We start from the raw sequence: 22,086 nt of genomic DNA, 5'->3' as shown, positions 1-22,086 counted from the left end.
CATCGCCGACCCTCGCGATGCTACGGGTGGATTCGCCTGTCCCGGGCTGGTTTTGATCGATGCTGCGAATCAACCCATGGAGTCCGCGATGAGCGCGTGACCCACATACCCCCGTTCGTGGGCCATGCGCCGATAGCGATTCGCCAATCGCTGGTAGCCCGTGTCGTCACCCTCGGCGCGAGTCAACAGGGCGCGCAGCCGCACCAACGGCAGTTCGTGGAAGCCGACGGTGGACGGCCCCGTGAAATCCGCCAGTCGGTCCACCGCCGACCTGGCCTGTGCCACGTCCCCGTCCGCTGCGCGGCCAAGCAGCGCGGTGACGAGCACCGTCGTGGCGTGACCCAGATACAGCGGCATACCGGTCTCGACCAGCGTCACCGCAACCTGGGCTGCCGTCTCGATCGCATGGTCGAGGTCACCGGACCGGGCGCACTGGGCCGCCTCCTCGATCTCGATCAGTCGTACCTCGTTGGCCGAGTACCGGTCGGCGTCGGCCAGCGCGCGTGCCGAGGCGAGCAGTTCGAAACCGTGCGCGCGGTCGGCGTCGTCACCGGAGTGCACCAGCACCAGGCCACGAGCGACCTGCGCGAGACCGAGCGCCATGTCCTCGCTGAACGCCAGCGCAATCTCGAGCGCCTCGGCGGTCTCGCATCGCGCGGTGTCGTCGACGACCAGTGCGCCGACCGAGATGCCCACCGAGTACTTGAACATCACCGTCGAGACGTACGTGGTCGGGTCGGCGCCGCGCGCAAGGCGATTCGCGTCGTCGAAGTCCTGTAACCAGCCATCGCGACCGAGACCGCACTTCGCGGCGGCCCGCATCGCGGTCGCGAAGGCCAACGGCGATCCGGTGAGGAAGTTGCCCCTGATCGGATCCCCCGCCGACAGGTCGATCACCCGCTGCGCCAGCCGCAGCGCCTCGGCCGTGTCACCAGTCAGGTGGTTGGCGTAGATGGCGGCGAAGAGCAGCCCCGTCGTCACGCTGGGGTCGCCAATCGACTCGACGAGGGCCTCGTACTGCGGGGCGAGTGCGGCGGACTCCCGTGCTCGGGCGTGCACCGAGAGCGCGGACATGTGGCCTGCCATGCCCATCGCCAGGGGAATCGGTGCGTCGGCGTCGCGGCACAGCCGATCCAACTCCTCGAAACCCGCATCGGCGACGCTGCCGCCAGCACGCCACGAGCTGCCACACAGCAGCGATCGGGGCGTGATGCGCATCAGGTCCCGGTAGGGTTCGCCGGCCGGCATCCGATCGGCGACCGCACTGGCCTGCTGCCAGCTGGTGCGCGCGGCGCTGATGTCTCGATTGGTGAACCACGCGCCCGCGCGCAAGTGCCACATGAACGCGTCGAGCAGGTCGCCAGCCGACTCCAGGTGTGTCGCGATCAGTGCGGCGTTGTGATCGGGATCGGGCCCGCTGCGGGTCTCGATGGTCGAGGCGAGCCGCCGGTGCACCGAGGCGCGCACGGAACGCAGCTGCGACTCACTCGCGACGGCGCGAATCAGCGGGTGGCCGAACGCGTACTCAGCCGTCGGCGCGGTGGCGGCGGGCTGGATCAGTTCGGCCGCGACGAGTTTGTCGAGCCCGGATTGGATGCTGCTCTCGGTGGCCGTCAGGGTGTCGGCCAGCAGGTCGGCGGTGAACTGTGAGCCCGCCAGGGCCGCCGCGTTGAGCAGCCGCTTGGCGTCGGGTTCAAGGCGGTCGATGCGGGCCGCGATCGCGACCTGAAGGGTTGCGGGGACGGTGATGTCGGTCGGATCGCCCCGCAGGACATAGGCACCCGGAGCGCCGGCGAGAACGTCGCGAGCCGCGAGATCCCGGACGATCTCGTGGACGAAGAACGGGTTGCCCGCCGCGCGGGAGACCACCTGCCGGATCAGCCCGCTCAGCGAGGGGTCTGAACCCATGAGTTCCTCGGCGAGTGTCAGCGACTGTGCGCGGTCCAGCGGCGCGAGCGGAAATAGCTGCAGTGCAGGCGTGTTCAGGAGTTCTCCGCGGTACTCCGGGCGATAGGTCACCAGAACCATCGCCGAGGCCTCCGGAACCAGGGCGCACACCTCGACCAACAGGGCCTCGCTGACGGCGTCGATCCAGTGCGCGTCCTCGATGACGAACACCGTGGGCGCGCCGGCATGGATCAGCTCCGCGGCCAGCATCTGAGCCAGACGCCGACGCCTGGCATCGGCCGACAGGGTCGGATTGGCAGGGCCGGTCCGGACACCGAACAGCTCCTCGAGTAGCTCCACGTCTCCCGGTTCAGCGGCGTGCGGCCGCTGCCCGTTCCCGACGGCGAGCGCATTGCGCAGCAGGCGTGCCACGACGTAGAACGGGACCTCGCTGGCATGTGACTCGCAGAACGTCGTGGCCGTCCGGATTCCTCGTCGTACTGCCGCGGACGTGACCTCCGATGCGATGCGGCTCTTGCCCATACCCGCCGGACCGGCGATACCGACGACGCAACCCGACCCCGCCGCGGCACCGTCGAGAAGCGTCCCCAACGCATCGGCCTCACGTTGACGTCCGATGAGCGTGGAGGGCCGACGATCGGACGGTTCGTGCCTGACACCGACGGCCAGTAACCGCCTGGCCAACACCGGTGCCTGCTGGCCCTTGATCGTGACCAGCTCGGGTTCGCCGAGGTCGGCGATGCGTTCGACCAACCGGGCCGTCGACTCGCTGATCATCACGCCACCCGGCTGCGCAGCCGACTCCATCCGCTGCGCCATCCCGACGTGCACCCCGACGGCGGTGTAACTGGTTGGGCCGGAGCCGATCTGGCCGGTTATGACGTCACCAGAGTTGAGCCCGACCCGCAGGTCGTAGCCGACACCGTCACGATTCAGGACGCCCTCGGACAGCCGCCGAGCCTCCCGCTGCACCTCCAATGCGGCCAGACAGGCCCGCACCGCGTGATCCTCCATCGCGATCGGCGCACCGAAGAGCGCCATGATCCCGTCGCCGGTGAACTTGTCGACGGTGCCGCCGAGCCGCTCGACCACCGCACCGCAGTGACTGAACAACTCGCTCATCACGTCGCGGAGCACTTCGGCGTCGAGCGTCGCGGCGAGGTCCATTGACCGCACGACGTCGGCAAACAGGACGGTGACCTGTTTGTGCTCCGTTGGGGCGGCCAGGCGCGAGATGGGCGCCCCGCACGCGTCGCAGAATCGAGCGCCGGGCCGAGGCTCGGTTCCACATGTTGCACACGAAGTCTGCCCCGGCGCCATTTCGATGTCCTGCTGTATGCGACCAGCGGTTCAAGACTAGAACGTGGTGAGGCCAACCGAGCGGAAATCCGATACCGGGGCTCCGCGAGGAGCATCATGTGCCCTGTACAGGCCAGATCGGGCCTGGCACCGTCATGGGGAGCGGTGTGATGGCGACGTTTTTGGCCTACACGTCACCGGCACTGGGAAACCTACTGCCGATGTCCGCGCTCCTGGCCGAGTTGGCACGTCGTGGCCACCGCGTCGAGGTGCGAACGGCGGCGAGTGGGGTGCCCGTGGTTCGTCGCGCCGGTATGGCCGCGGCACCGGTGGACGCCCGCATCGAGGCAATCGAGATGACCGACTGGATGCAGACCTCTGAGCGCGCGGCACTGCGGGTTGCGCTCGAGGTGTTTGGTCGTCGGGCGCCGCTCGAGGTCGACGATCTACGCGCCGCGATCGGCGACACCGATCCCGACGCACTCGTCATCGACGCCAACTGTTGGGGGGCCGCGGCGGCCGCCGAGTCGTCGGGCCTGCCGTGGTTGACCTTCTGGCCGTACTTTCCGTTCCCGCGCTCACCCGGCATTCCTCCGTTCGGGCCGGGCTTGCGACCCTGGCCGGGCTGGCCGGGGAGGCTTCGCGACCGACTGCTCGATCCCGTGGTCGGTCGGCCGGTGTCGAAGGCGATGATGCCGGCTGTCGGAGCGCTCCGGACGGCGCTGTCGCTACCGGCGGTCGGAACCACTGACGAGCTGTTCCGCCGGGCGCCGCTGGCGCTGGTCGCCAGCGCGCCGCCGTTCGACTACCCGAGATCGGACGACGGTGGGCGGTTGGCCATGATCGGGCCGTGCGAACTCGACGACCCCGGGCCGCCACCGGGCTGGCTGCAGGCGATCGAGCGTCCCCTGGTGCTGGTGACGACATCGTCAGAGCGACAGGGTGACTCGGTGCTCGGCCTCGCGGCGATCGAGGCCATGGCCGATGAGCCGGTGCACGTTGTCGCGACGTTCCCGTGCGGTGTGCCGGATTCCCTCACGTTGCCTACGAACGCCACCGCTGTCGAGTTCGTCTCGCACGCAGCGGTGTTGGAGCACGCCGTCTGCGCAGTCACGCACGGCGGGATGGGCGCCACCCAGAAGGCGCTGGCACGCGGCGTTCCCGTCTGTGTCGTTCCCTTTGGTCGTGACCAGTTCGAAGTCGCCCGCCACGTCGAGGTGGCACGGTGCGGCACCCGGCTCCCGGCACGCAGGCTCACACCTGCGCGACTGAGGGCCAGTATCGTGCGGGCGCGGTCACTGACCAGCGGTGCGCGGCGGGTCGCCACCGGGTTCCGTGCCGCCGGTGGTGTCTGCCGAGGAGCCGACATCATCGAAAGTCGTTTCCTCGGGCGGTAGTTCATCGTCTCTGTGCAGCGGGATGGTCGACGCCGCCAACGCGCAGACACTGATCAGGGCCAGCAACTGCACGCCCCACCAGTGTCCGATGTAACCGTCGACGGAGCGCCACGGGTCCTGGCTCAGCACCGCTCCCGCCAGGGTCAGACCACCCGCTGTGACGAGAACCGTCGCCCGGTCCAGGGCTGCCCACCCGCGCAGCGCGTACCGGGCGCCAACGCATGCGGCGGCCACCGCCACGCCGGAGATCCCGGCGATCACGACCCCGATGCCGAGCACCGCCGCGCCGGCGACCAGCGCCGTCGGGTGCCAGGTCTGCGCGGCGGGTTCGGGTTCCCCGCTACGAGGTACGCGGCGTGCCGGCAGCAACGCCAACAACAGCAGGACCGGCAACAGCGCGAGTCCACCGAACAGTCCGGCGCGGTAGAGCGCGTTCGACGCGAACTCGAGCGTCACCGCGCCCGAGGTCCCCGAGGGCAGCACCCAGCCCTGCTGCCAACCGTTCACGGTCACCGGGGACAGGGCGCTACCGTCGGGTCCCCGCGCGATCCATCCCGGGTTGACGCTCTCGGGCACCACCAGCACGCGTTCGGAGTCGGCTGCGGTGATGTTGAGTTCGCGGCGGTCGTTACTCCAGCGGGTCACATCGGCAGGTGTCGTCGGTGCAGTGGTCACGTCCGCAGCCAGGGGTGTGGCGAGTTGGACACCGTCGACAACGAAGGCCGGGCCAGGGCTGACCACCAGTTCCTGTTGCCCCGCGGGCAGTTCGATGGGTCCCGACAGGCATGGCTTCGCGGCGATCGGGCGCCCGTCGAGGAGATCACCGACGCGTGTCTCAACCGAGGTCTGAAGGAACTGTCCGGCCATGCCGATGATGGGTCCCTTGCCGCACGGCAGGCTGATCACGCGGCCGCGGTTGCGCGCGGCATCGGCCGCGGCGACCGGTGCACCGCGGCCGTCGAGGACGGCGACCTCGGCGAGGCCGGGCGGCTTCACCTGATCGAATCCGAGTGCGGTGCGGTCGATGACGTCGTCCCAGCCGAGGATCGACAGTTTCACCACGTCGGTTCGTCGCGGGTGCAGCTGCACCGTCTGGGTGCCGCCGCGGGGATCGAGCGTGCGCACCTGCGGGCCGTCCCCGAGATCGACGGCCACCAGCGTTGGATGCGCGGGCAGGGGAGTGGCGCTCGGGGTCAGGCGCAGCGCGGTGACATCGGTCGGCTTCGGCAGGCGCAGTTCGAGATTGGCGCCGTTGCGGTTCTGCACCGTGTGCTGCGGCGCCGTCCAGGAGGTACGCGGGTCACCGTCGGTGGCGGCGTACGCCGAGCCGAGCACGTCGATCGGGTCGGCGTCGCCCACCGCGCGGGTCGTGCCCGGCTCACGGATCAGGTCGGCGAGGTTGGGGCTCTGTCGCGCCCGCACCCACACCGTCGGTGTCACCGACGTCGGCTCGGGCACCGTCAGTGTCCGGCTCATGTTCACCGGCTCCTCCGGTGACAGCGCCATGGAGGCCGCGCACAGCACGCCGATGGGCCCGTCGGCGCAGCCGGGGCGGCCAAGCAGCTCTGACCCCAGATCCCATTGCGCCACTTTGGATCCCGCTGGCGGGCCGGGCACCTCGACGGTGTGGCGCAGGTTCACCGGCTGCGCGTAGCCCGACGCGTCGTACTGAGTGACCGTGAAGTCGGTGATGCCGAACTGGACGCCCGCGGAGCCGTCATCAGTGCCGACAGCGGTGAAACGCACCCATGGCGTCTCGCCGTACGGCAGGGCTGCGGCCAGCGGTTTACCCGGCTCCTCGAACCGCAGCGTGCTCGTGCCGTTGGCCGTCGACACCTCGATGCGACGGACCTGTGCTCCCACGGCGGTGGCGCTGGGCGTGATGGTGACCGTGGCGTTGGCGATGGGGCGGTCGAAGTCGACCTGGAGCCACTGCCCCAGGGCCGACTGCAGCGAGTTCGACACCCAGCTCGTCGAGGTGTCGCCGTCGATCGCCGCGGCGGGCCCCGTCGCGGGTGCCACGTTGGGCAGCGCCGTCGAGTCCGCCGCCGAACTCGACACCGTGATCCGGCCGCCGGGCCACTTCGCGTACACCTCGTCGGTGCCGGGTGCGGGGTAGTCCCGGACGCGGTTGAAGGTGCGGCGGGCGTCATCGGGCGTGCGGATCGCCGACGAGTGGTCATCGACGCGGCCGTAATCGGTCTCCCGCGCGGCCGGGGTGTCGGTGACCGTGACCAAGGGAACGGGCAGCCCGGCACGCTCGGCGTCGGACGTCAGCAGCATGGGGCCCAGCGGAGGCTGGCCGAGTTGACGCCGCCGTTCGTCGAGGCGCAGCAGCGACTCCGGGGCGCCGTCGACGCGGGCCATCGCATCGACGTCGGCGAGGTATGGCCGCACGGGCACCGATCCGGTCACGCGGTAGATCTCCACCGCGGGGTAGCTCGGCCGCAGCCCGCTGTCGGTGATGAACCCGTCCAGTGTTCCCGGACCGATGGGGTCGCCGAACTCGGCGACTCGCTCCAGACCCGGCGATCCGTCGATGGCGCGGTGCACCAGCAGCGGCCGCGCCGAACGCGATGTGTCGGGATCGAGATCGTTGCGCAGGACCACGTACGAAATGCCTTGACGTGCCAGCGTTTCGGCCAGTCCGTCGGATGGGCGGCCCGCGGCGAACAGTCGCTGGACCGAGTCCAGCGCACGGATCGTCTGCGGCGGGGTCAGGGGGATGGAGTCGCGCACACCCCACGGGCTGGAGCCCAGAACCTGCAGGGGTTCGTCACGGCTGTTGCCCCACACCTGGGTGGCGAATGGCGCCCCGGGCACCACCAGCACCCGGCCGGGATCGGGGAAGTTGTTGTCGTCCAGCCACGCCGCGGCGGCATGCCAGTGGTCGGGGATCTCCGTGAACCCGCCGGGCGGGGCGAGGCGGCCCGTCCAGGCCAGCGACGTGCCCGCCGTCAGCGCGACGAGCACGACTATGCCGACGGCCACCCGCTTTTCCCGCTCGGGGTGGGTGAACGCGGGCAACCACACGCTGACAGGGCTGCTCCCCGGCAGCGGGATGCGGCCCAGGAGATGCGCGAGACCAAGCGCTATCGGCAGGCGCAGCAGCGGTTCCAGCTTGGCGACATTGCGCAGCGGCGTCCCGGAGCCGTCGAGGAACGCCTGCACCTGGGCGGCGATCGGTGAGCCCAACTGGCCGGAGTAACCCGCCGCCAGCACGACCAGCCCGACGAACAGGATCGCGATGAGCCTGCCCCGCGCGGGCATGGACCGCATCGCCAGCCCGGCCAGGCCGGCGGCGGCCACCAGCGTGGTCGCGAGCACCGCGACGGATCCCGTCACCAGCGAGGCGCCTGCGGTGGCGCTTGGCGCGACGAAGGGTGTCCAGCTGAAGGTGCCGCGCAGCATCTCGGTCAATGACAGCCACTGGGTGGTGACACCGGAGGACTCGATGAAGTCGAGGAACGGCGGGCTGATCCGGCCGAGCATGAACAGGGCGATGACCCACCACGTCACGGCGAGCGCGGTGCACAGCGCCCACCATGCGGTGAAGCGCCACCACAGCCGGTTCGGGCGATGTGCGGCCCACCAGATCACCGCGACCAGGCACCCGGTCAGGGTGGCGACGGCATTGACTGCGCCCATGAGAGCGACCGCAACGGCGGATCGGGCCGCGAGTACCCGGACGTCCCCCGAGCCGCGCAGGGCCAGGATCACCGGAAGCAGCACCCACGGGGCGAGCATCATCGGCAGTGCCTCCGATGAGATCGCCCCGAGCGTCGTCAGCACCCGAGGAGACAGGGTGAACGCGATGGCCGCGATGACCCGTGAGCTCGTCGTCCCGATGCCGAGCGCCTCGGCGACCCGCAGCAGCCCCCAGAAGCCCACGACCAGGAGCAGCGCCCACCACAGCCGCTGTGTCACCCAGCCGGGCAGGCCGAGCACGTCACCGGCGAGGAAGAACGCGCCGTGCGGGAACAGGTACCCGTAGGCCTGGTTCTGGGCCTGCCCGAACGGCAGATCGCTGTTCCAGAGGTTCGCGGCGCGGGCCAGGAAACGCAGTGGATTGGCCGTGAGGTCGAGCTTGGTGTCGGGTGATATCTGTCCGGGTGACTGCGCGAAACTCAGGGTCAGCGCGACGGCGCAGACCGCCCACAACCAGCGACGGGCTAGGGGCGGAGAGTCAGATGGGGCGGGCAGGAGCTGCGCCACCCGGGTACTAGGTACGTTCGCCGTACTCGACCCTGTTGAGCACCGACGATGCGGGATCGCCTGCCTGCACGGGGGGCTTGGTGTCCTGCTGGACCATCAGGGTCAACCCGAAGATGGCCGCCGCCCCGAGAAGCAAGCCGACCACGATGCTGGCCGCTGCGGGCAAGACGAACCGATCCACCCGGCCAAACTAGCACGGTGACCGTTAACCTCGGTGTCCATGGCTGTGTCACTGGGAGGGACCCGCGCATTACTCGCACTGGTTGCCGTGTCGGCTCTGACGGCGTGTTCGTCGGAGGTTCGTTCGGCGCAGGCGCCCGAATCTGAGCCGTCAGGGGCAACGGCATCGGCAACCCCGCTGTCGACGTCGACGTCGACTCCACCGACGCCGGGTGTGCCCGCGTGCGGTGCCGGACAGGAGCTGCTCGCGGCGCTGTCGACGCGTGACAAGCTCGCGCAGCTGCTGATGGTGGGGGTGACCGACGCCGCCGACGCCCGATCGGTGGTCAACGACCATCACGTCGGCGGCATCTTCATCGGGAGCTGGACCGACCTGTCGATGCTGTCCGACGGCACGGTGCCCAAGCTGGCCGATACCGCGGCGCCGCTGCCTCCCGCCGTCAGCGTCGATGAGGAGGGCGGTCGCGTGCAGCGGTTGTCGGGTCTCATCGGGTCGCAGCCCTCACCGCGCGTGCTGGCCCAGACCCGCACGCCGCAGGAGGTCCACGACATCGCCCAGCAGCGCGGAGCGGCGATGCGCAACCTCGGCATCAACGTCGACTTCGCGCCCGTCGTGGACGTCACCAGCGAGTCCGACGACGAGGTCATCGGTGACCGGTCGTTCGGCTCCGACCCGGGCAAGGTCATCGAGTACGCCGGCGCCTACGCGCAGGGACTGCGTGACGCGGGTCTGCTTCCGGTGCTCAAGCACTTCCCCGGCCACGGCAACTCCTCGGGCGACTCACACGACGGTGGTGTCGTCACACCGCCCCTGGACGATCTGAAGGCCAACGATCTGGTGCCCTACGGCGCACTCACCACTGCTGCCCCGGTCGCGGTGATGGTCGGGCACATGCAGGTTCCCGGGCTGACGGGTTCGGACCCGGCCAGCCTGAGCCCCGCGGCCTACGGTCTGCTTCGGTCCGGCGGCTACGGCGGCCCGCCGTTCGGTGGCCTGGTGTACACCGACGACCTCTCCAGCATGGGTGCGATCAACCAGCGCTACGGCGTGGCCGAGGCCGTCCTGCGGTCACTGCAGGCCGGTGCGGACGTCGCACTGTGGGTGAGCACCGGTGAGGTTTCCGCGGTGCTCGATCGGCTCGAGAGCGCGGTCGAGGGCGGCGAGTTGGACATGGGCCGGGTGGATGGCTCGGTGCTGAAGGTGGCAGGCATGAAGGGTCGCTCTCCGAGGTGCGGACAGTAGGCGGAGTGAACTGATGGCAGGTGGAACGAAGCGGTTGCCGCGCGCGGTGCGCGAGCAGCAGATGCTCGACGCCGCCGTCCAGATGTTCTCGGTGAACGGCTACCACGAGACGTCGATGGACGCGATCGCCGCGCAGGCGGAGATCTCCAAGCCGATGCTGTATCTCTACTACGGCTCCAAGGAGGAGTTGTTCGGCGCCTGCCTGGACCGCGAGCTGGCCAGGTTCGTCGACTCGGTGCGCGCGAACATCGACTTCGCCCAGGCGCCAAGAGATCTGCTGCGCACCGCGGTGGTGTCGTTCCTGAGCTACATCGATGAGAACCGGTCGTCGTGGATAGTGCTCTACACCCAGGCGACCAGCTCGCAGGCCTTCGCCCACACCGTTCGCGAGGGTCGCGAGCGCATCGTCGACCTGGTCGGCCGACTCCTGCTGACCGGTACGCGAAACCCGGAACCGGACACCGACTTCGACATGATGGCCGTGGCGCTGGTCGGTGCGGGCGAGGCCGTCGCCAATCGGGTGAGTACGGGTGACACCGACGTCAACGACGCCGCGGAGCTGATGATCAACCTGTTCTGGCGCGGCCTCAAGGGGCGGCCCACGGACAAGGACTCGCCCTCGATCTCGGCGGGCTAGCGACGAACGGGGGGATCGGGGTGGCCGAGGTCAAGGCGGCGCAACCGACGGCCGCTGCGCTGATAGTGCGCAGCGTGAGCATGCTCAAGGCGGTGCGCGGGCCCATCGTGGCGCTGCTGGTGCTCGGCGTTATCGCGTCGGCGCTGCCGTATGTCACCGTCGCGGTCTTCGGTCCCATGATGCAGGTTGTCGCCGATGCGGCGACGAGCGGAAACCTGGCTGAGGTGTGGGATTTGCGGGGCCCGCTGGTCGCCCGATCCGACGGACTGCTCGCCGAAGTGGCAGGCGCGGTGCCGTTCGCGGTGCTCCTGGCGACGTGGGGCGCGTCGGTGCTGCTGGCTCAGCTGATGTACTTCGTCACCGCGCTTGTGGGCGCGAAGGTGGAAAGGGTTCTCGTCACCGACATTCGGCAGCGAGTGCACGATCACCTCCAGACGCTGTCGCTGGACTTCTTCTCCACATCGCACGTCGGTGCGCTGATGCAGCGGGTGATGTCCGAATCCGCCGGTGTGCAAAGGCTTCTCACAGACTGCCTGCTGCCGCCGCTCATAGACGTGGTCGTGGTGGCCGTCGCGGTCGCCTATCTGATCGCGATCTCGTGGCAGATGACCGTCGCCGCGTTGATCCTCACACCGCTGGCCATGGTGATGCTGAGGCTTGCCGGGCGCAACGTCCAGCGGGTGATGCAGCGGACGCTGATCGCTGATCGGGCGATGGGTGCCGAACTCGAGCAGACGGTGAGCGGTATCGCCGAGATCCAGATGCTCAACGCACAGCCCCTGCGCAGCAGTCGGTTTCACGAGGTGTCGGACACTGCCGCAAAGAACTCGGCTTTGAGCGCGGTGTGGATGCAGGCCACGGCGAACGTGTCCCAGGTGTTCGTGGCGATCAGCTCCGTCGTGGTGCTGCTGGTCGGCATCGGGTTCAGCTCGAGCTTCGGCCTGACGTTCGCGGGGCTGCTGGTCTTCGCCGGGATGGTCCCCACGATGTTCGGTGCGGCGCAACGGATTCTGGGTGCCTACACCACCTATCAGTCCGTGTCGCCGGCCGTGGTGTCGACGTACGAGCTGCTCGACACCCAGCCGTCGGTGCGGGACCGACCGAACGCCGTCGTGCTCGGTGAGGTCCACGGGAACCTCGTGTTCGACGACGTGACCTTCGGTTACACGCCCGGGCAGAAGGTCCTCGACGGGCTGTCGTTCTCCATCGCGGAGGGCGAGACGGTGGCGCTCGTCGGCGGTATCGGATCGGGTAAGTCGACGGTGTTCAACCTGCTGCTGCGCTTCTACGATCCGCAGCGCGGCCGAATCCTGCTCGACGGTCACGATATCGGCGACGTCACGAGTGCCTCGCTGCGCGAGAACGTCTCGAAGCTCGCCCAGTTTCCGTTCTTCGTCAGGGACACCATCCGCGAGAACGTCCGGTTGGCTCGGCCGACGGCCAGCGACGCCGACGTCGAGGCGGCGTGCAAACACGCTCACGTCCACTCGATCATCGTCGACCCGACCAAGATGCACGACGGTTACGACACGGTGATCGACGTTCAGGTGCCGTCGGGTGGGCAGAAACGGCTGATCGCCTTGGCGCGCTGCCTGTTACGTCAGCCCGAGGTGTTACTGCTCGACGAGCCGACGGAGAACCTGGACGCCGACCAGCGGACGCGACTGACCGGCGTGATCCGTGATTACGCGCGGGATCGCACCTGCCTCGTGGTCAGCCACGACATGGACTTCGTTGCCGCGGTGGCGGACCGGATCCTCGTCCTCGAGGACGGCCGCGTCGTGCAGCAGGGTGACCATCGCACGCTGTTGGCCGAGGGCGGGCTGTACAAGCGTCTGTACGAGGCCCAGAGGCAGCGTTAGAGCGGACGCAGCGTCGCCGTCAGGTGCGGGTAGCCCTTCGACAGGTTGCGCAGCACCAGATCCCATCCGTCACCGGTGCGCTCGACGTACAGGCCGGCGCGCGCGGGTAGCAGCACAGGCTTACCGAAGCGCACGGAGTACTCGACCGCGTCGGGTAGCCGGCCCTCGATGTTGGCCAGCACCGCGGCGGCGCTGAACATACCGTGTGCGATAACCGTCGGGAAGCCGAACAGCTTGGCGCCCAATGAGTTGGTGTGGATGGGATTGTGGTCGCCACCGACTGACGCATAGTGCCGGATCTGGCTTGGCGTGATCCTCAGAGTCGAGTTCGGCGGTCCCAGCTTGGGCTGCCTCTTGGGTTCGGGCTTGGGCTCGTCGGACAGGCTGGTGCGCTGCTGATGCAGGAAGGTGGTGACCTGTTGCCAGACGAGGTCGTTGCCCACCGACACCTCGGTGATCACATCGACCAGCAGGCCCTTGCGGTGCTCGCGGAGATTCTCCGCGTGCACCTCGATGTCGACGACGTCGGTGACCCGGATCGGCCGGTACTGCGTGATCTTGTTCTCGACGTGCACCGAACCCATGGCGGCGAACGGGAAGTCGAATCCGCTGACCAATGACATCACCGACGGAAAGGTCAGTGCGAACGGGTAGGTCAGTGGCACGGTGTCGCCGAACCGCAGACCGGTCACGGCGGCGTACTCGGCGACGTTGGCCGGATCGATCGCGAGACCCTCAACCGTGACGGTGCGATCGGGCACACCGCTGCCACGCGAGCCGAAGGCGCGCGAGACGAACGGCACGGCGCCCGCGGCGGCCCGCACCATGTTCATGAGCCCATTGGGCTGTTCGCTGGTGTTGCTCATGCGCCCAACATCGCCTGGCCGCACACCCGGATCGTGTTGCCGGTCACGGCATTCGACGCGGGGCTCGCGAAGTAGGCGATGGCCTCGGCGACGTCGACGGGCTTACCGCCCTGGAACAACGAGTTGAGCCGGCGGCCCACCTCGCGCGTGGCCAGCGGGATCGCGTCGGTCATCTTGGTCTCGATGAAGCCCGGCGCGACGGCGTTGATGGTGATGTCCTTCTCGGCGAACACGGGTGCCAGCGCCTGTGTCATGCCGATCATGCCTGCCTTGGTGGCGGCGTAGTTGGTCTGGCCGCGATTGCCCGCGATACCCGCCATCGACGACAGCCCGACGATCCGGCCGCCCGCGCCGATCGTGCCGTTGTCCACCAGGCCCTGGGCAAGACGTTGCGGGGCAAGGAGGTTGACGGCGACGACGGAGTCCCAGCGGGCGTCGTCCATGTTGGCCAGCAGCTTGTCACGGGTTATGCCCGCGTTGTTGACCAGGACGTCGGCGTGGCCTCCGTTGAAGTCCCCGTAGTGCTCGCGCAGGTGCTCGGTGATGCGGTCGACGGCGTCGGGGGCGGTCACGTCGAGTGTCAGCGCGGTGCCTCCGACCTTGGTCGCCGTCTCGGCGAGCGCCTCGGCAGCCTGATCGACGTCAATCGCCACGACCTTCGCGCCGTCCCGCGCGAACACCTCGGCGATCTTGGCGCCGATGCCACGGGCAGCGCCGGTGACCAGGGCGACCTTGCCGTCGAGTGGTTTGTCCCAGTCGGCGGGCGGCTGCGAGTCGGCGGATCCCACGTAGAACACCTGCCCGTCGACGTAGGCCGACTTCGCCGACAGCAGGAAGCGCACGGTCGACTCGAGTCCGGTCGCGGCGGGCTTGGCGTCAGCGGTGACGTACACCAGGCCGATCGTCGCGCCGCGCTGCAACTCCTTGCCGAGAGAGCGCGTGAAACCCTCCAGCGCCCGCTGGGCGATGCGCTCGTCGACGTCGGTGATCTCATCGGGGGTGGTGCCGACCACGACCACGCGACCGGAGGCGCCGAGGTTGCGCAGCACCGGGGTGAAGAACTGGTGCAGCGCCTTGAGGCCCTCGGGTGTGGTGATGCCGGTGGCGTCGAAGAGCAGGCCGCCGAACGTGTCGGCCCAGCGTCCACCGATGTTGTTGCGGACCAGTTCGTAGTCGTCGGCCAGCGCGCTTCGCAGCGGCTCGGCGATGCGACCGTCACCGCCTATCAGCAGCGACCCGGCCAGGGGCGGCTCGCCCGCGCGATACCGGCGCAGTTCCTGGGGCTGGGGGATGCCGAGCTGCTTGGCCAGAAATGAGCCGGGCCCGGAGTTGACCACTTGGGACAGGAAATCGGTAGCCACGTCGCTGCCTTTCGGAGAAGAACCTGGTGTGTCGTTACGAGCAGGGGGTACAGACGTTTGTGTACCCGCGATTGTGTACCCGCACTGTCGCGTCCATCACGAACTTACTCCAGAGTAAGAACGGTGGGTAGTATGACGCTCGACACCCCTAGACACCGAAGAGGTAGAAGTGGCTGAGAACAGGACGGCCCGCCGCGTGGCCATCATCGGCGGCAACAGGATCCCCTTCGCGCGCTCGGACGGCGCCTACGCCAACGCGTCGAACCAGGACATGTTCACCGCAGCGCTCGGTGGGCTCATCGAGCGGTTCCACCTCGAGGGCGAGCGGCTCGGAGCGGTGGTGGGCGGCGCGGTGCTCAAGCACAGCCGCGACTTCAACCTGATGCGTGAGTGCGTGCTCGGCAGTGCGCTGTCCCCATACACGCCTGCCTACGACCTTCAGCAGGCCTGCGGCACGGGTCTGCAGTCGACGATCGCGGTGGCCAACGCCATCGCGCTGGGTCAGTACGACTCCGGCGCCGCCGGTGGTGTGGACACCACATCGGATGCGCCGATCGCGTTCGGTGACGATCTGCGTCGCGTGCTGCTTGGGCTGCGCCGGTCCAAGTCCAACCTCGACAGGCTCAAGCTCGTCGGCAAGCTGCCAGCGGCGGTCGGCGTCGAGATTCCGACCAACGGCGAACCCCGCACCGGGCTGTCGATGGGCGATCACGCCGCGATCACCGCCAAGAAGATGGGCGTGAAGCGCGTCGATCAGGACGAGCTCGCCGCCGCCAGCCACCGCAACATGGCCGCCGCCTATGACCGCGGCTTCTTCGACGATCTGGTCACGCCGTTCCTGGGCCTGTACCGCGACAACAACCTGCGCCCGGACTCGTCGGCGGAGAAGCTGGCCACGCTCAAGCCGGTGTTCGGCGCCAAATCGGGCGACGCGACCATGACGGCAGGCAACTCCACGCCGCTCACCGACGGGGCGTCGGTGTCGCTGCTGGCGACCGAGGAGTGGGCCGCCGAGCGCAACCTGCCCGTGCTGGCCTACTTCGTCGACGGCGAGACCGCGGCGGTCGACTACGTCAACGGTGACGACGGCCTGTTGATGGCGCCGACGTACGCCGTGCCGCGGCTGTTGGCCCGCAACGGCCTGACACTGGGCGACTTCGACTTCTACGAGATTCACGAGGCATTCGCCTCGGTGGTGCTGGCGACGCTGGCGGCATGGGAGTCCGACGAGTACTGCAAGGAACGGCTCGGCCTGGACGCTGCGCTCGGGTCCATTGACCGCACCAAGCTCAACGTCAACGGATCCTCGCTGGCCGCCGGACATCCGTTCGCCGCGACCGGCGGGCGCATCGTGGCCCAGTTGGCCAAGCAGCTCGCCGAGAAGAAGGCTGCGACTGGGCAGCCGGCACGCGGCCTGATCTCCATCTGCGCCGCAGGTGGGCAGGGTGTGACGGCAATCCTGGAGGCCTAGGAAAGCTCGGGCGAAAAAACTTCTGCGGGCGGTGTAACGCTCCCGAAGGGCCCGGCGATACATCCATTAGCTCCGTGTTGCCGTCTGACCCCCCGACCCGACGGCAACACGGGGCACTAACTTTTTCCGGCCCCCATCGCGCGGCGTTACGCTCGTCCTCATGGTCCACCTTCATGTGGAACGCACCATCGCAGCGTCGCCGGAACGGGTCTTCGAGTGGCTGGCCGACCCAGCCAGTCTCAAAGCCGCTCCCTTGGTGTTCAAGGCGGCGTGGGCCAGGGGCGCGGTACCCGGAGCCGGTGCGCTGCGGGAGGTGACCGGGCTCGGCATGTGGTTCCGCGAGGAGATCACGGCCTATGACGCGCCGCGCAGTTACTCCTACCTGATCGTGCGGTCGTTCCCCGCCTTCGATCACGACGGCGGCACGCTCACGTTCACCCCCACCGGGGACGGCACCCACGTCGACTGGGTGACCTCCTACACCCATCCGGCCCGCGCGGGCGGCAGGCCGTTCGAGAAGGCCAGTGCGCCGCTGCTCCGGATGAGCTTCGAGGCCGTCCTCGCCGGCTGCGCGAAGGCGCTCGAGGGGCAACACGGCTAGGGCAAACGGCTAGGTGGCGGGCTGGTCCTTGAACGCGGTGATCGGCCCGGTGGCCGCCGGTGGCTGGAACAGGCTGCCGCCGAAGCTGCCGCCCGTCGTGCGCACGGCCACCAGGGCCCACGTACACAGCAGGCAGGCATAGGCGACGACGGCCGCGACCTTGAACGCGGGAAGCTCGGTGTGCACCGCGAGCTGCGTGGTGCCGGTGACGAAGGTGCCGACCGGGAACGTCAGACTCCACCACGTCAGCGCGAACGGCATGCCGCGGCGCATCGTGCGGGCCGTCAGCGCGGTGGCCAGCGCGATCCACAGCACGGAGAAACCCCACACCGGAACCCCGAAGAGGATCGCGAAGATCGCCATGCCCGACGCCAGGTCGGGTGACACGGCCAGGGCCGCCTGCGTGCCGAGCAGACCCGCGGCCGTCATGCCCTGCCCCAACGGGCCCAGCACGATCCACAGCGTCGGAACGCGCGCCGTTCCCGACGTCCCGTAGTGCGCGAGCCGGCTCCAGATCAGGGAGATGATGATCAGCGCGGCGATCAGTGACAGCCCGAACATGGCGTAGCAGCCGTAGAGCATGGTGGTGCGCCCCGTGCCCGGTGCCATATGCGGGATGAGCAGGGCACCGCTGGCCGCCGACACCATCGGCGGCACCACGGGCATCAGCCACCCGCCGAACGCCGCGTCGGGCCCGACATTGAGCTGGGTGAACATCAGGTACGGGATGGTCATCGCGGTGAACAGGCCACCGACTGTGCCCGTCGTCCACAGGATCCAGGCCAGGTCGACGGCCAGGCGTTCACCGATCAGATCCTTGCCCACCAGCAGAGCGCCGGTCCCGACCGTCATGAACGCCATGGGCGCGGCGCCGTAGAAGTGCGCCATCTGCGGGTTGTGGGCGTGGCCGCGGGCCACCGTCGGATGCCGTGACCACTGGACCGTCACCGCGACGATCAGCACGACGAGCAGCACCGCGGCGACCACCCACACAACCAGGGAGAAGACGTGCAGTCCGGGCACGCGCAACGGCAGCGTCGCGCCCGCCGTCGCCACGATTCCCGTGCCCATCACCGACGCGAACCAGTTCGGGCCGAAGTGCCTCAACCGCTCCACCTCGGTGGTCATCGTTCGATGTCGAACAGGGCTTGGCAGTTGGCGACTTGTGGGAGTGTGTGGATCATGCAGTTCAGTATGTTCGGGCAACTCAGCGGCGCGGGAATCGGATCGCCGATCGACTCAACTATTGCCAATCTCACGCTGTATCGGGACGAGGGCTTCAAACGGGTGTGGATGAGCCAAATGCCCTACGAGCCAGACCTTCTCACGGTTCTGGCCGTCGCGCTACGCGAGGTCGACACCATCGAGGTCGCCAGCGGTGTGGTGCCGATCCAGAACCAGCACCCGATGCAGATGGCACAGCGCGCACTCACCGTCAGCCTGGTGTCGGGAGGCAGGTTCGTCCTCGGCCTCGGGATGACGCACCAGGCCGTCACCGAGGGGATGTGGGGCATCCCGTGGGACAAGCCGGTGCGCAGGCTCAACGAGTACCTCGACGGGTTGCTGCCCCTGCTGGCCGGTCAGCCCGCCGAGGCGAGGGGGGAGACGGTCACCACGTGCGGTGCGCTGATGATCGACGCGCCGCCGGTCGACGTCTACATCGCGGCGCTGGGTCCCCAACTGCTCAAGATCGCGGGCAGGCGCACCTCTGGCACCTGCACCTGGATGACGGGGCCGAAGACGTTGTCGGGGCACGTCTCTCCGGCGCTGCGCCAGGCGGCGGCCGACGCGGGTCGCCCCGAGGGCTCCGTCCGGGTCGTCGCCGCCCTGCCGATCAGCGTCACCGACGATGTGGATGGCGCACGCAAGCAGGCCGCCGAGCTGTTCTCGATGTACGGGTACCTGCCGTCGTACCGCGCGATGCTCGATCGCGAGGGTTACGCAGGCCCCGAGGACGCCGCCATCATCGGCGATGAGGCAGAGGTGACGGGACGGCTCAACGAGCTTCGCGAGGCCGGCGTGGACGAGTACGTCGGCGCGACGTTCGACGCATCGCCCGAGGGCCGCGCCCGTACCCGTGCGCTGCTGCGCCAGCTCGACGCCTAGCCCAGGACGCCAGACCCCAGACCGACGCCGATTGTGAATCTCACGACGCTGAACGCCTGAAAGCGTCGTCACGTTCACAGTGGGGCCATCAAAATAATCAGTTCCATCGCGGCCCGCCGATCGTGCAGTATCGCGGCGTGAATGAAGCGCCCCTGTTCTGCGGTACCAGCATGGCTCGGCGTATCGAATCCGCTCAGGCCCAACTCATCGTCGCGGCGACCGAGGGCGCGCGCCGCAGAGGTGCCGCGGGGGTTGTGATGCCAGTGGCCGGTGGCTTCGCGTGTTTCGCCGACAGTGGCTCACCGATGAACAAGGTCGTGGGGGTCGGCTTCGGCGGAGTTCCCGCCGGCGCAACGTTGGACGAGGTAGAACGTGTGCTGTTCGACCACGGGGCCCCCGTCCAGGTGGAGCTGTCCAACCTCGCCGATCCGAATGTGGCGGCGCTACTCTCCGACCGTGGCTACCAGCTGACCGGCTTCGACAACGTGCTGGGTCGTTCCCTGCCGACGGAGGCGGCCGCGCGGAGCGCGATCGAGGTGCGCACGAGCTCCGACGACGAGCTCGACGCCTGGGTCGAGGTGCTGGTAGAGGGATTCGCCCATCCCGACGGCGCGGGGGTGTCCAGCCACGAGGACTTTCCGCGGGACATCGTCGCCCGCGTCGAACGGGACTTGGAGGCGGCGGGCCTCACCGCATACGTGGCGCTGTGCGACGGGGTCATCGCCGGCGGTGGCGGTCTGTGTATGACCAACGGCGTCGCCCAGCTCAGCGCCGCCGCCACGGCCCCGGCGTTTCGACGCCGCGGCGTACATTCCGCGTTGTTGACGGCCCGGCTGCGTGACGCCGCGGAGGCGGGATGTGACGTCACGGTCGTGACGACCGCTCCCGGCTCGACCTCTCAGAAGAACGTGCAGAGCAAGGGCTTTCAGCTGCTCTACACCCGCGCGGTGCTGGTCAAGGCACCCACCTGAGCCGCCCCGCCAACGCAAGGAGCCCCCGCCAATGGCGAGGGCTCCTGCGTGCGGTGCTGAGGCTTAGAAGCTCGCCTCGTCCAGTTCCATGACCTCGGTGTCGAGGTTCTCCAGGACCAGCTTGGTGCTGGTGAGCTGGGGCAGGAAGTTCTTCGCGAAGAACGACGCGACCGCGACCTTGCCGTCGTAGAAGGCCTTGTCGTCACCGCTGACGCCGGCATCCAGGGCGGTGATTGCAACCGCGGCCTGCTTCGCCAGGAGCCAGCCGAGCATCAGGTCACCGACGCTCATCAGGAAGCGCACCGAGCCTAGGCCCACCTTGTAGATGCTGGTGGGGTTGGTCTGCGCGTCCATGAGGTAGCCGGTCAGCGTCGCCGCCATGCCCTGGACGTCGGCCAGAGCAGTGGCCAGCAGCTCGCGCTCGGCCTTGAGCCGGCCGTTACCCGTCTCGCTCTTGACGAACTGCTCGATCTCGTTCGCCACGTAGCCCAGCGCAACACCCTTGTCGCGCACGATCTTCCGGAAGAAGAAGTCCTGCGCCTGGATGGCTGTGGTGCCCTCGTACAGCGAGTCGATCTTGGCGTCGCGGATGTACTGCTCGATCGGGTAGTCCTGCAGGAAGCCCGATCCGCCGAAGGTCTGCAGGCTCTCGGTGAGCTTGGCGTAGGCCTGCTCGGAGCCAACACCCTTGACGATCGGCAGCAGCAGGTCGTTGACCTTGACCGCCAGCTCGGGATCCACGTCGTGGACAGCCTTGGCAACCGCCGCGTCCTGGAACGTCGAGGTGTAGAGGTACAGCGCGCGCAGTCCCTCGGCGTAGGCCTTCTGGGTCATCAGCGAACGACGCACGTCGGGGTGGTGCGTGATGGTCACGCGCGGCGCGGCCTTGTCGGTCATCTGGGTCAGATCGGCACCCTGCACGCGCTCCTTGGCGTACGCCAGCGCGTTGAGGTAACCGGTCGACAGGGTTGCGATAGCCTTGGTGCCCACCATCATTCGGGCCTGCTCGATGACGTCGAACATCTGCGCGATACCGTTGTGCACCTCGCCGACCAACCAGCCCTTGGCGGGCTTGTCGTGCTGGCCAAAGGTCAGCTCACACGTGGTCGAGACCTTGAGGCCCATCTTGTGCTCGACGTTGGTCACGTAAACGCCGTTGCGCTCGCCGAGTTCGCCGGTCTCGAAGTCGAAGTGGAACTTCGGCACGAAGAACAGTGACAGACCCTTGGTGCCCGGGCCAGCGCCCTCGGGGCGGGCGAGCACGAGGTGGAAGATGTTCTCGAACATGTCGTCGGCCTCGGCGGAGGTGATGAACCGCTTCACGCCGTCGATGTGCCAGGAGCCGTCCTCCTGCTTGATCGCCTTGGTGCGCCCGGCGCCGACGTCGGAGCCCGCGTCGGGCTCGGTCAGCACCATGGTGGCGCCCCAACCGCTGTTCGCGGCGATGGCGGCCCACTTCTTCTGCTCCTCGGTTCCGTTGTGCGCGAAGATCTGCGCGAAGCCCGCGCCGCCGGCGTACATCCAGACCGCGGGGTTGGCACCAAGGATGTGCTCGTTGAGCGCCCACAGCAGCGCCTTGGGCGCGGGCACGCCGCCGAGCTCCTCGTCGAGCCCGACCTTGTCCCAGCCGCCGTCGATCGCTGCGCGTACTGACTTCTTGAATGACTCGGGCAGCTTGACGGTGTGCGTGGCGGGGTCGAAGATCGGCGGGTTGCGGTCACCATCGGCGAACGACGCGGCGATCGGGCCCTCGGCGAGGCGGGCCATCTCGTTGATCATCTCGCGGGCCGTGTCGGCGTCCAGATCGGTGTACTCGCCCTGGCCGAGTGCCTTGTCGACGCCGAAGACCTCGAAAAGGTTGAATACCTGGTCACGGACGTTGCTCTTGTAGTGGCTCACTCTGTCTCCTCGTTGAGAATGCCTTATGTGGTTGGGTACTCGGGCTAAGTTACCCACCAGTAACTGTGCT

General features: G+C 68.4%; 15 protein-coding genes. 8 read left to right on the top strand and 7 right to left on the bottom strand.

The window, feature by feature from the left end; translation table 11 throughout:
• Positions 1–69: 69 nt before the first annotated feature.
• Positions 70–3,228, bottom strand: a complete 3,159-nt coding sequence (locus ACZY0X_RS05305; protein WP_463768545.1) for an ATP-binding protein — start codon at positions 3,226–3,228, stop codon at positions 70–72.
• Between the two features lie 149 nt (positions 3,229–3,377).
• Here ACZY0X_RS05305 and ACZY0X_RS05300 point away from each other — a divergent pair, with 149 nt between their 5' ends.
• Positions 3,378–4,604: a nucleotide disphospho-sugar-binding domain-containing protein gene (locus tag ACZY0X_RS05300; protein ID WP_463768544.1), complete on the top strand. Its 1,227-nt coding sequence runs from the start codon at positions 3,378–3,380 to the stop codon at positions 4,602–4,604.
• Here the strand turns inward: ACZY0X_RS05300 and ACZY0X_RS05295 are convergent.
• Both ACZY0X_RS05295 and ACZY0X_RS05290 read right to left on the bottom strand, forming a co-directional pair.
• Entirely contained in the window at positions 4,503–8,819 is a 4,317-nt protein-coding gene (locus ACZY0X_RS05295; RefSeq protein ID WP_463768543.1) for an alpha-(1->3)-arabinofuranosyltransferase, read from the bottom strand. The genes ACZY0X_RS05300 and ACZY0X_RS05295 overlap by 102 nt on opposite strands.
• Positions 8,820–8,826: 7 nt before the next feature.
• Positions 8,827–9,000 carry a DUF2613 domain-containing protein gene (locus ACZY0X_RS05290; RefSeq protein ID WP_241401682.1) on the bottom strand — a complete coding sequence of 58 codons (174 nt, stop codon included), beginning with the start codon at positions 8,998–9,000 and terminating at the stop codon, positions 8,827–8,829.
• A 51-nt stretch (positions 9,001–9,051) separates the two neighbouring features.
• Here ACZY0X_RS05290 and ACZY0X_RS05285 point away from each other — a divergent pair, with 51 nt between their 5' ends.
• From ACZY0X_RS05285 to ACZY0X_RS05275, 3 genes are read left to right on the top strand one after another with little or no spacing between them, the layout of a single operon-like run.
• Positions 9,052–10,242, top strand: a complete 1,191-nt coding sequence (locus ACZY0X_RS05285; protein WP_463768781.1) for a glycoside hydrolase family 3 N-terminal domain-containing protein — start codon at positions 9,052–9,054, stop codon at positions 10,240–10,242.
• 13 nt (positions 10,243–10,255) lie between these two features.
• Positions 10,256–10,879 (top strand): TetR/AcrR family transcriptional regulator, encoded by a 624-nt coding sequence (locus tag ACZY0X_RS05280; RefSeq protein WP_241401680.1) that lies wholly within the window; start codon positions 10,256–10,258, stop codon positions 10,877–10,879.
• A 20-nt stretch (positions 10,880–10,899) separates the two neighbouring features.
• Complete coding sequence (locus ACZY0X_RS05275) at positions 10,900–12,741, top strand: ABC transporter ATP-binding protein (RefSeq protein ID WP_463768542.1); 1,842 nt, start codon at positions 10,900–10,902, stop codon at positions 12,739–12,741.
• Here the strand turns inward: ACZY0X_RS05275 and ACZY0X_RS05270 are convergent.
• Positions 12,738–13,607, bottom strand: a complete 870-nt coding sequence (locus ACZY0X_RS05270) for a MaoC/PaaZ C-terminal domain-containing protein (RefSeq protein ID WP_463768541.1) — start codon at positions 13,605–13,607, stop codon at positions 12,738–12,740. The genes ACZY0X_RS05275 and ACZY0X_RS05270 overlap by 4 nt on opposite strands.
• Positions 13,604–14,968 (bottom strand): 3-oxoacyl-ACP reductase, encoded by a 1,365-nt coding sequence (locus tag ACZY0X_RS05265; protein WP_463768540.1) that lies wholly within the window; start codon positions 14,966–14,968, stop codon positions 13,604–13,606. Before ACZY0X_RS05265 ends, ACZY0X_RS05270 begins: the two co-directional genes overlap by 4 nt.
• A gap of 169 nt (positions 14,969–15,137) precedes the next feature.
• Between ACZY0X_RS05265 and ACZY0X_RS05260 the strand changes: the two genes are divergently transcribed.
• Positions 15,138–16,439, top strand: a complete 1,302-nt coding sequence (locus tag ACZY0X_RS05260) for an acetyl-CoA C-acetyltransferase (protein ID WP_241401676.1) — start codon at positions 15,138–15,140, stop codon at positions 16,437–16,439.
• A gap of 160 nt (positions 16,440–16,599) precedes the next feature.
• Positions 16,600–17,040, top strand: a complete 441-nt coding sequence (locus tag ACZY0X_RS05255) for an SRPBCC family protein (protein ID WP_463768539.1) — start codon at positions 16,600–16,602, stop codon at positions 17,038–17,040.
• Between the two features lie 9 nt (positions 17,041–17,049).
• Here ACZY0X_RS05255 and ACZY0X_RS05250 read toward each other — a convergent pair whose 3' ends face one another.
• On the bottom strand, positions 17,050–18,168 hold the full coding sequence (locus ACZY0X_RS05250; protein ID WP_463768538.1) for a TDT family transporter: 1,119 nt from the start codon (positions 18,166–18,168) through the stop codon (positions 17,050–17,052).
• A gap of 54 nt (positions 18,169–18,222) precedes the next feature.
• On the opposite strand from ACZY0X_RS05250, the gene ACZY0X_RS05245 reads away from it, so the two are divergent.
• The gene (locus tag ACZY0X_RS05245; protein WP_463768537.1) at positions 18,223–19,146 is read left to right on the top strand and encodes a TIGR03564 family F420-dependent LLM class oxidoreductase; all 924 of its coding nucleotides are present in this window, start codon (positions 18,223–18,225) and stop codon (positions 19,144–19,146) included.
• Between the two features lie 137 nt (positions 19,147–19,283).
• On the top strand, positions 19,284–20,117 hold the full coding sequence (locus ACZY0X_RS05240; protein ID WP_463768536.1) for a GNAT family N-acetyltransferase: 834 nt from the start codon (positions 19,284–19,286) through the stop codon (positions 20,115–20,117).
• A gap of 63 nt (positions 20,118–20,180) precedes the next feature.
• Here ACZY0X_RS05240 and ACZY0X_RS05235 read toward each other — a convergent pair whose 3' ends face one another.
• Positions 20,181–22,016, bottom strand: coding sequence for an acyl-CoA dehydrogenase (locus ACZY0X_RS05235; RefSeq protein ID WP_241401672.1), 1,836 nt, complete (start codon positions 22,014–22,016; stop codon positions 20,181–20,183).
• Positions 22,017–22,086: the final 70 nt, after the last annotated feature.

The sequence above is a fragment of the Mycobacterium sp. IDUB_39 genome (assembly GCF_055419205.1).
Note: the sequence above shows the minus strand (reverse complement) of the source record. Positions and strands in the feature narration are given on the sequence as shown.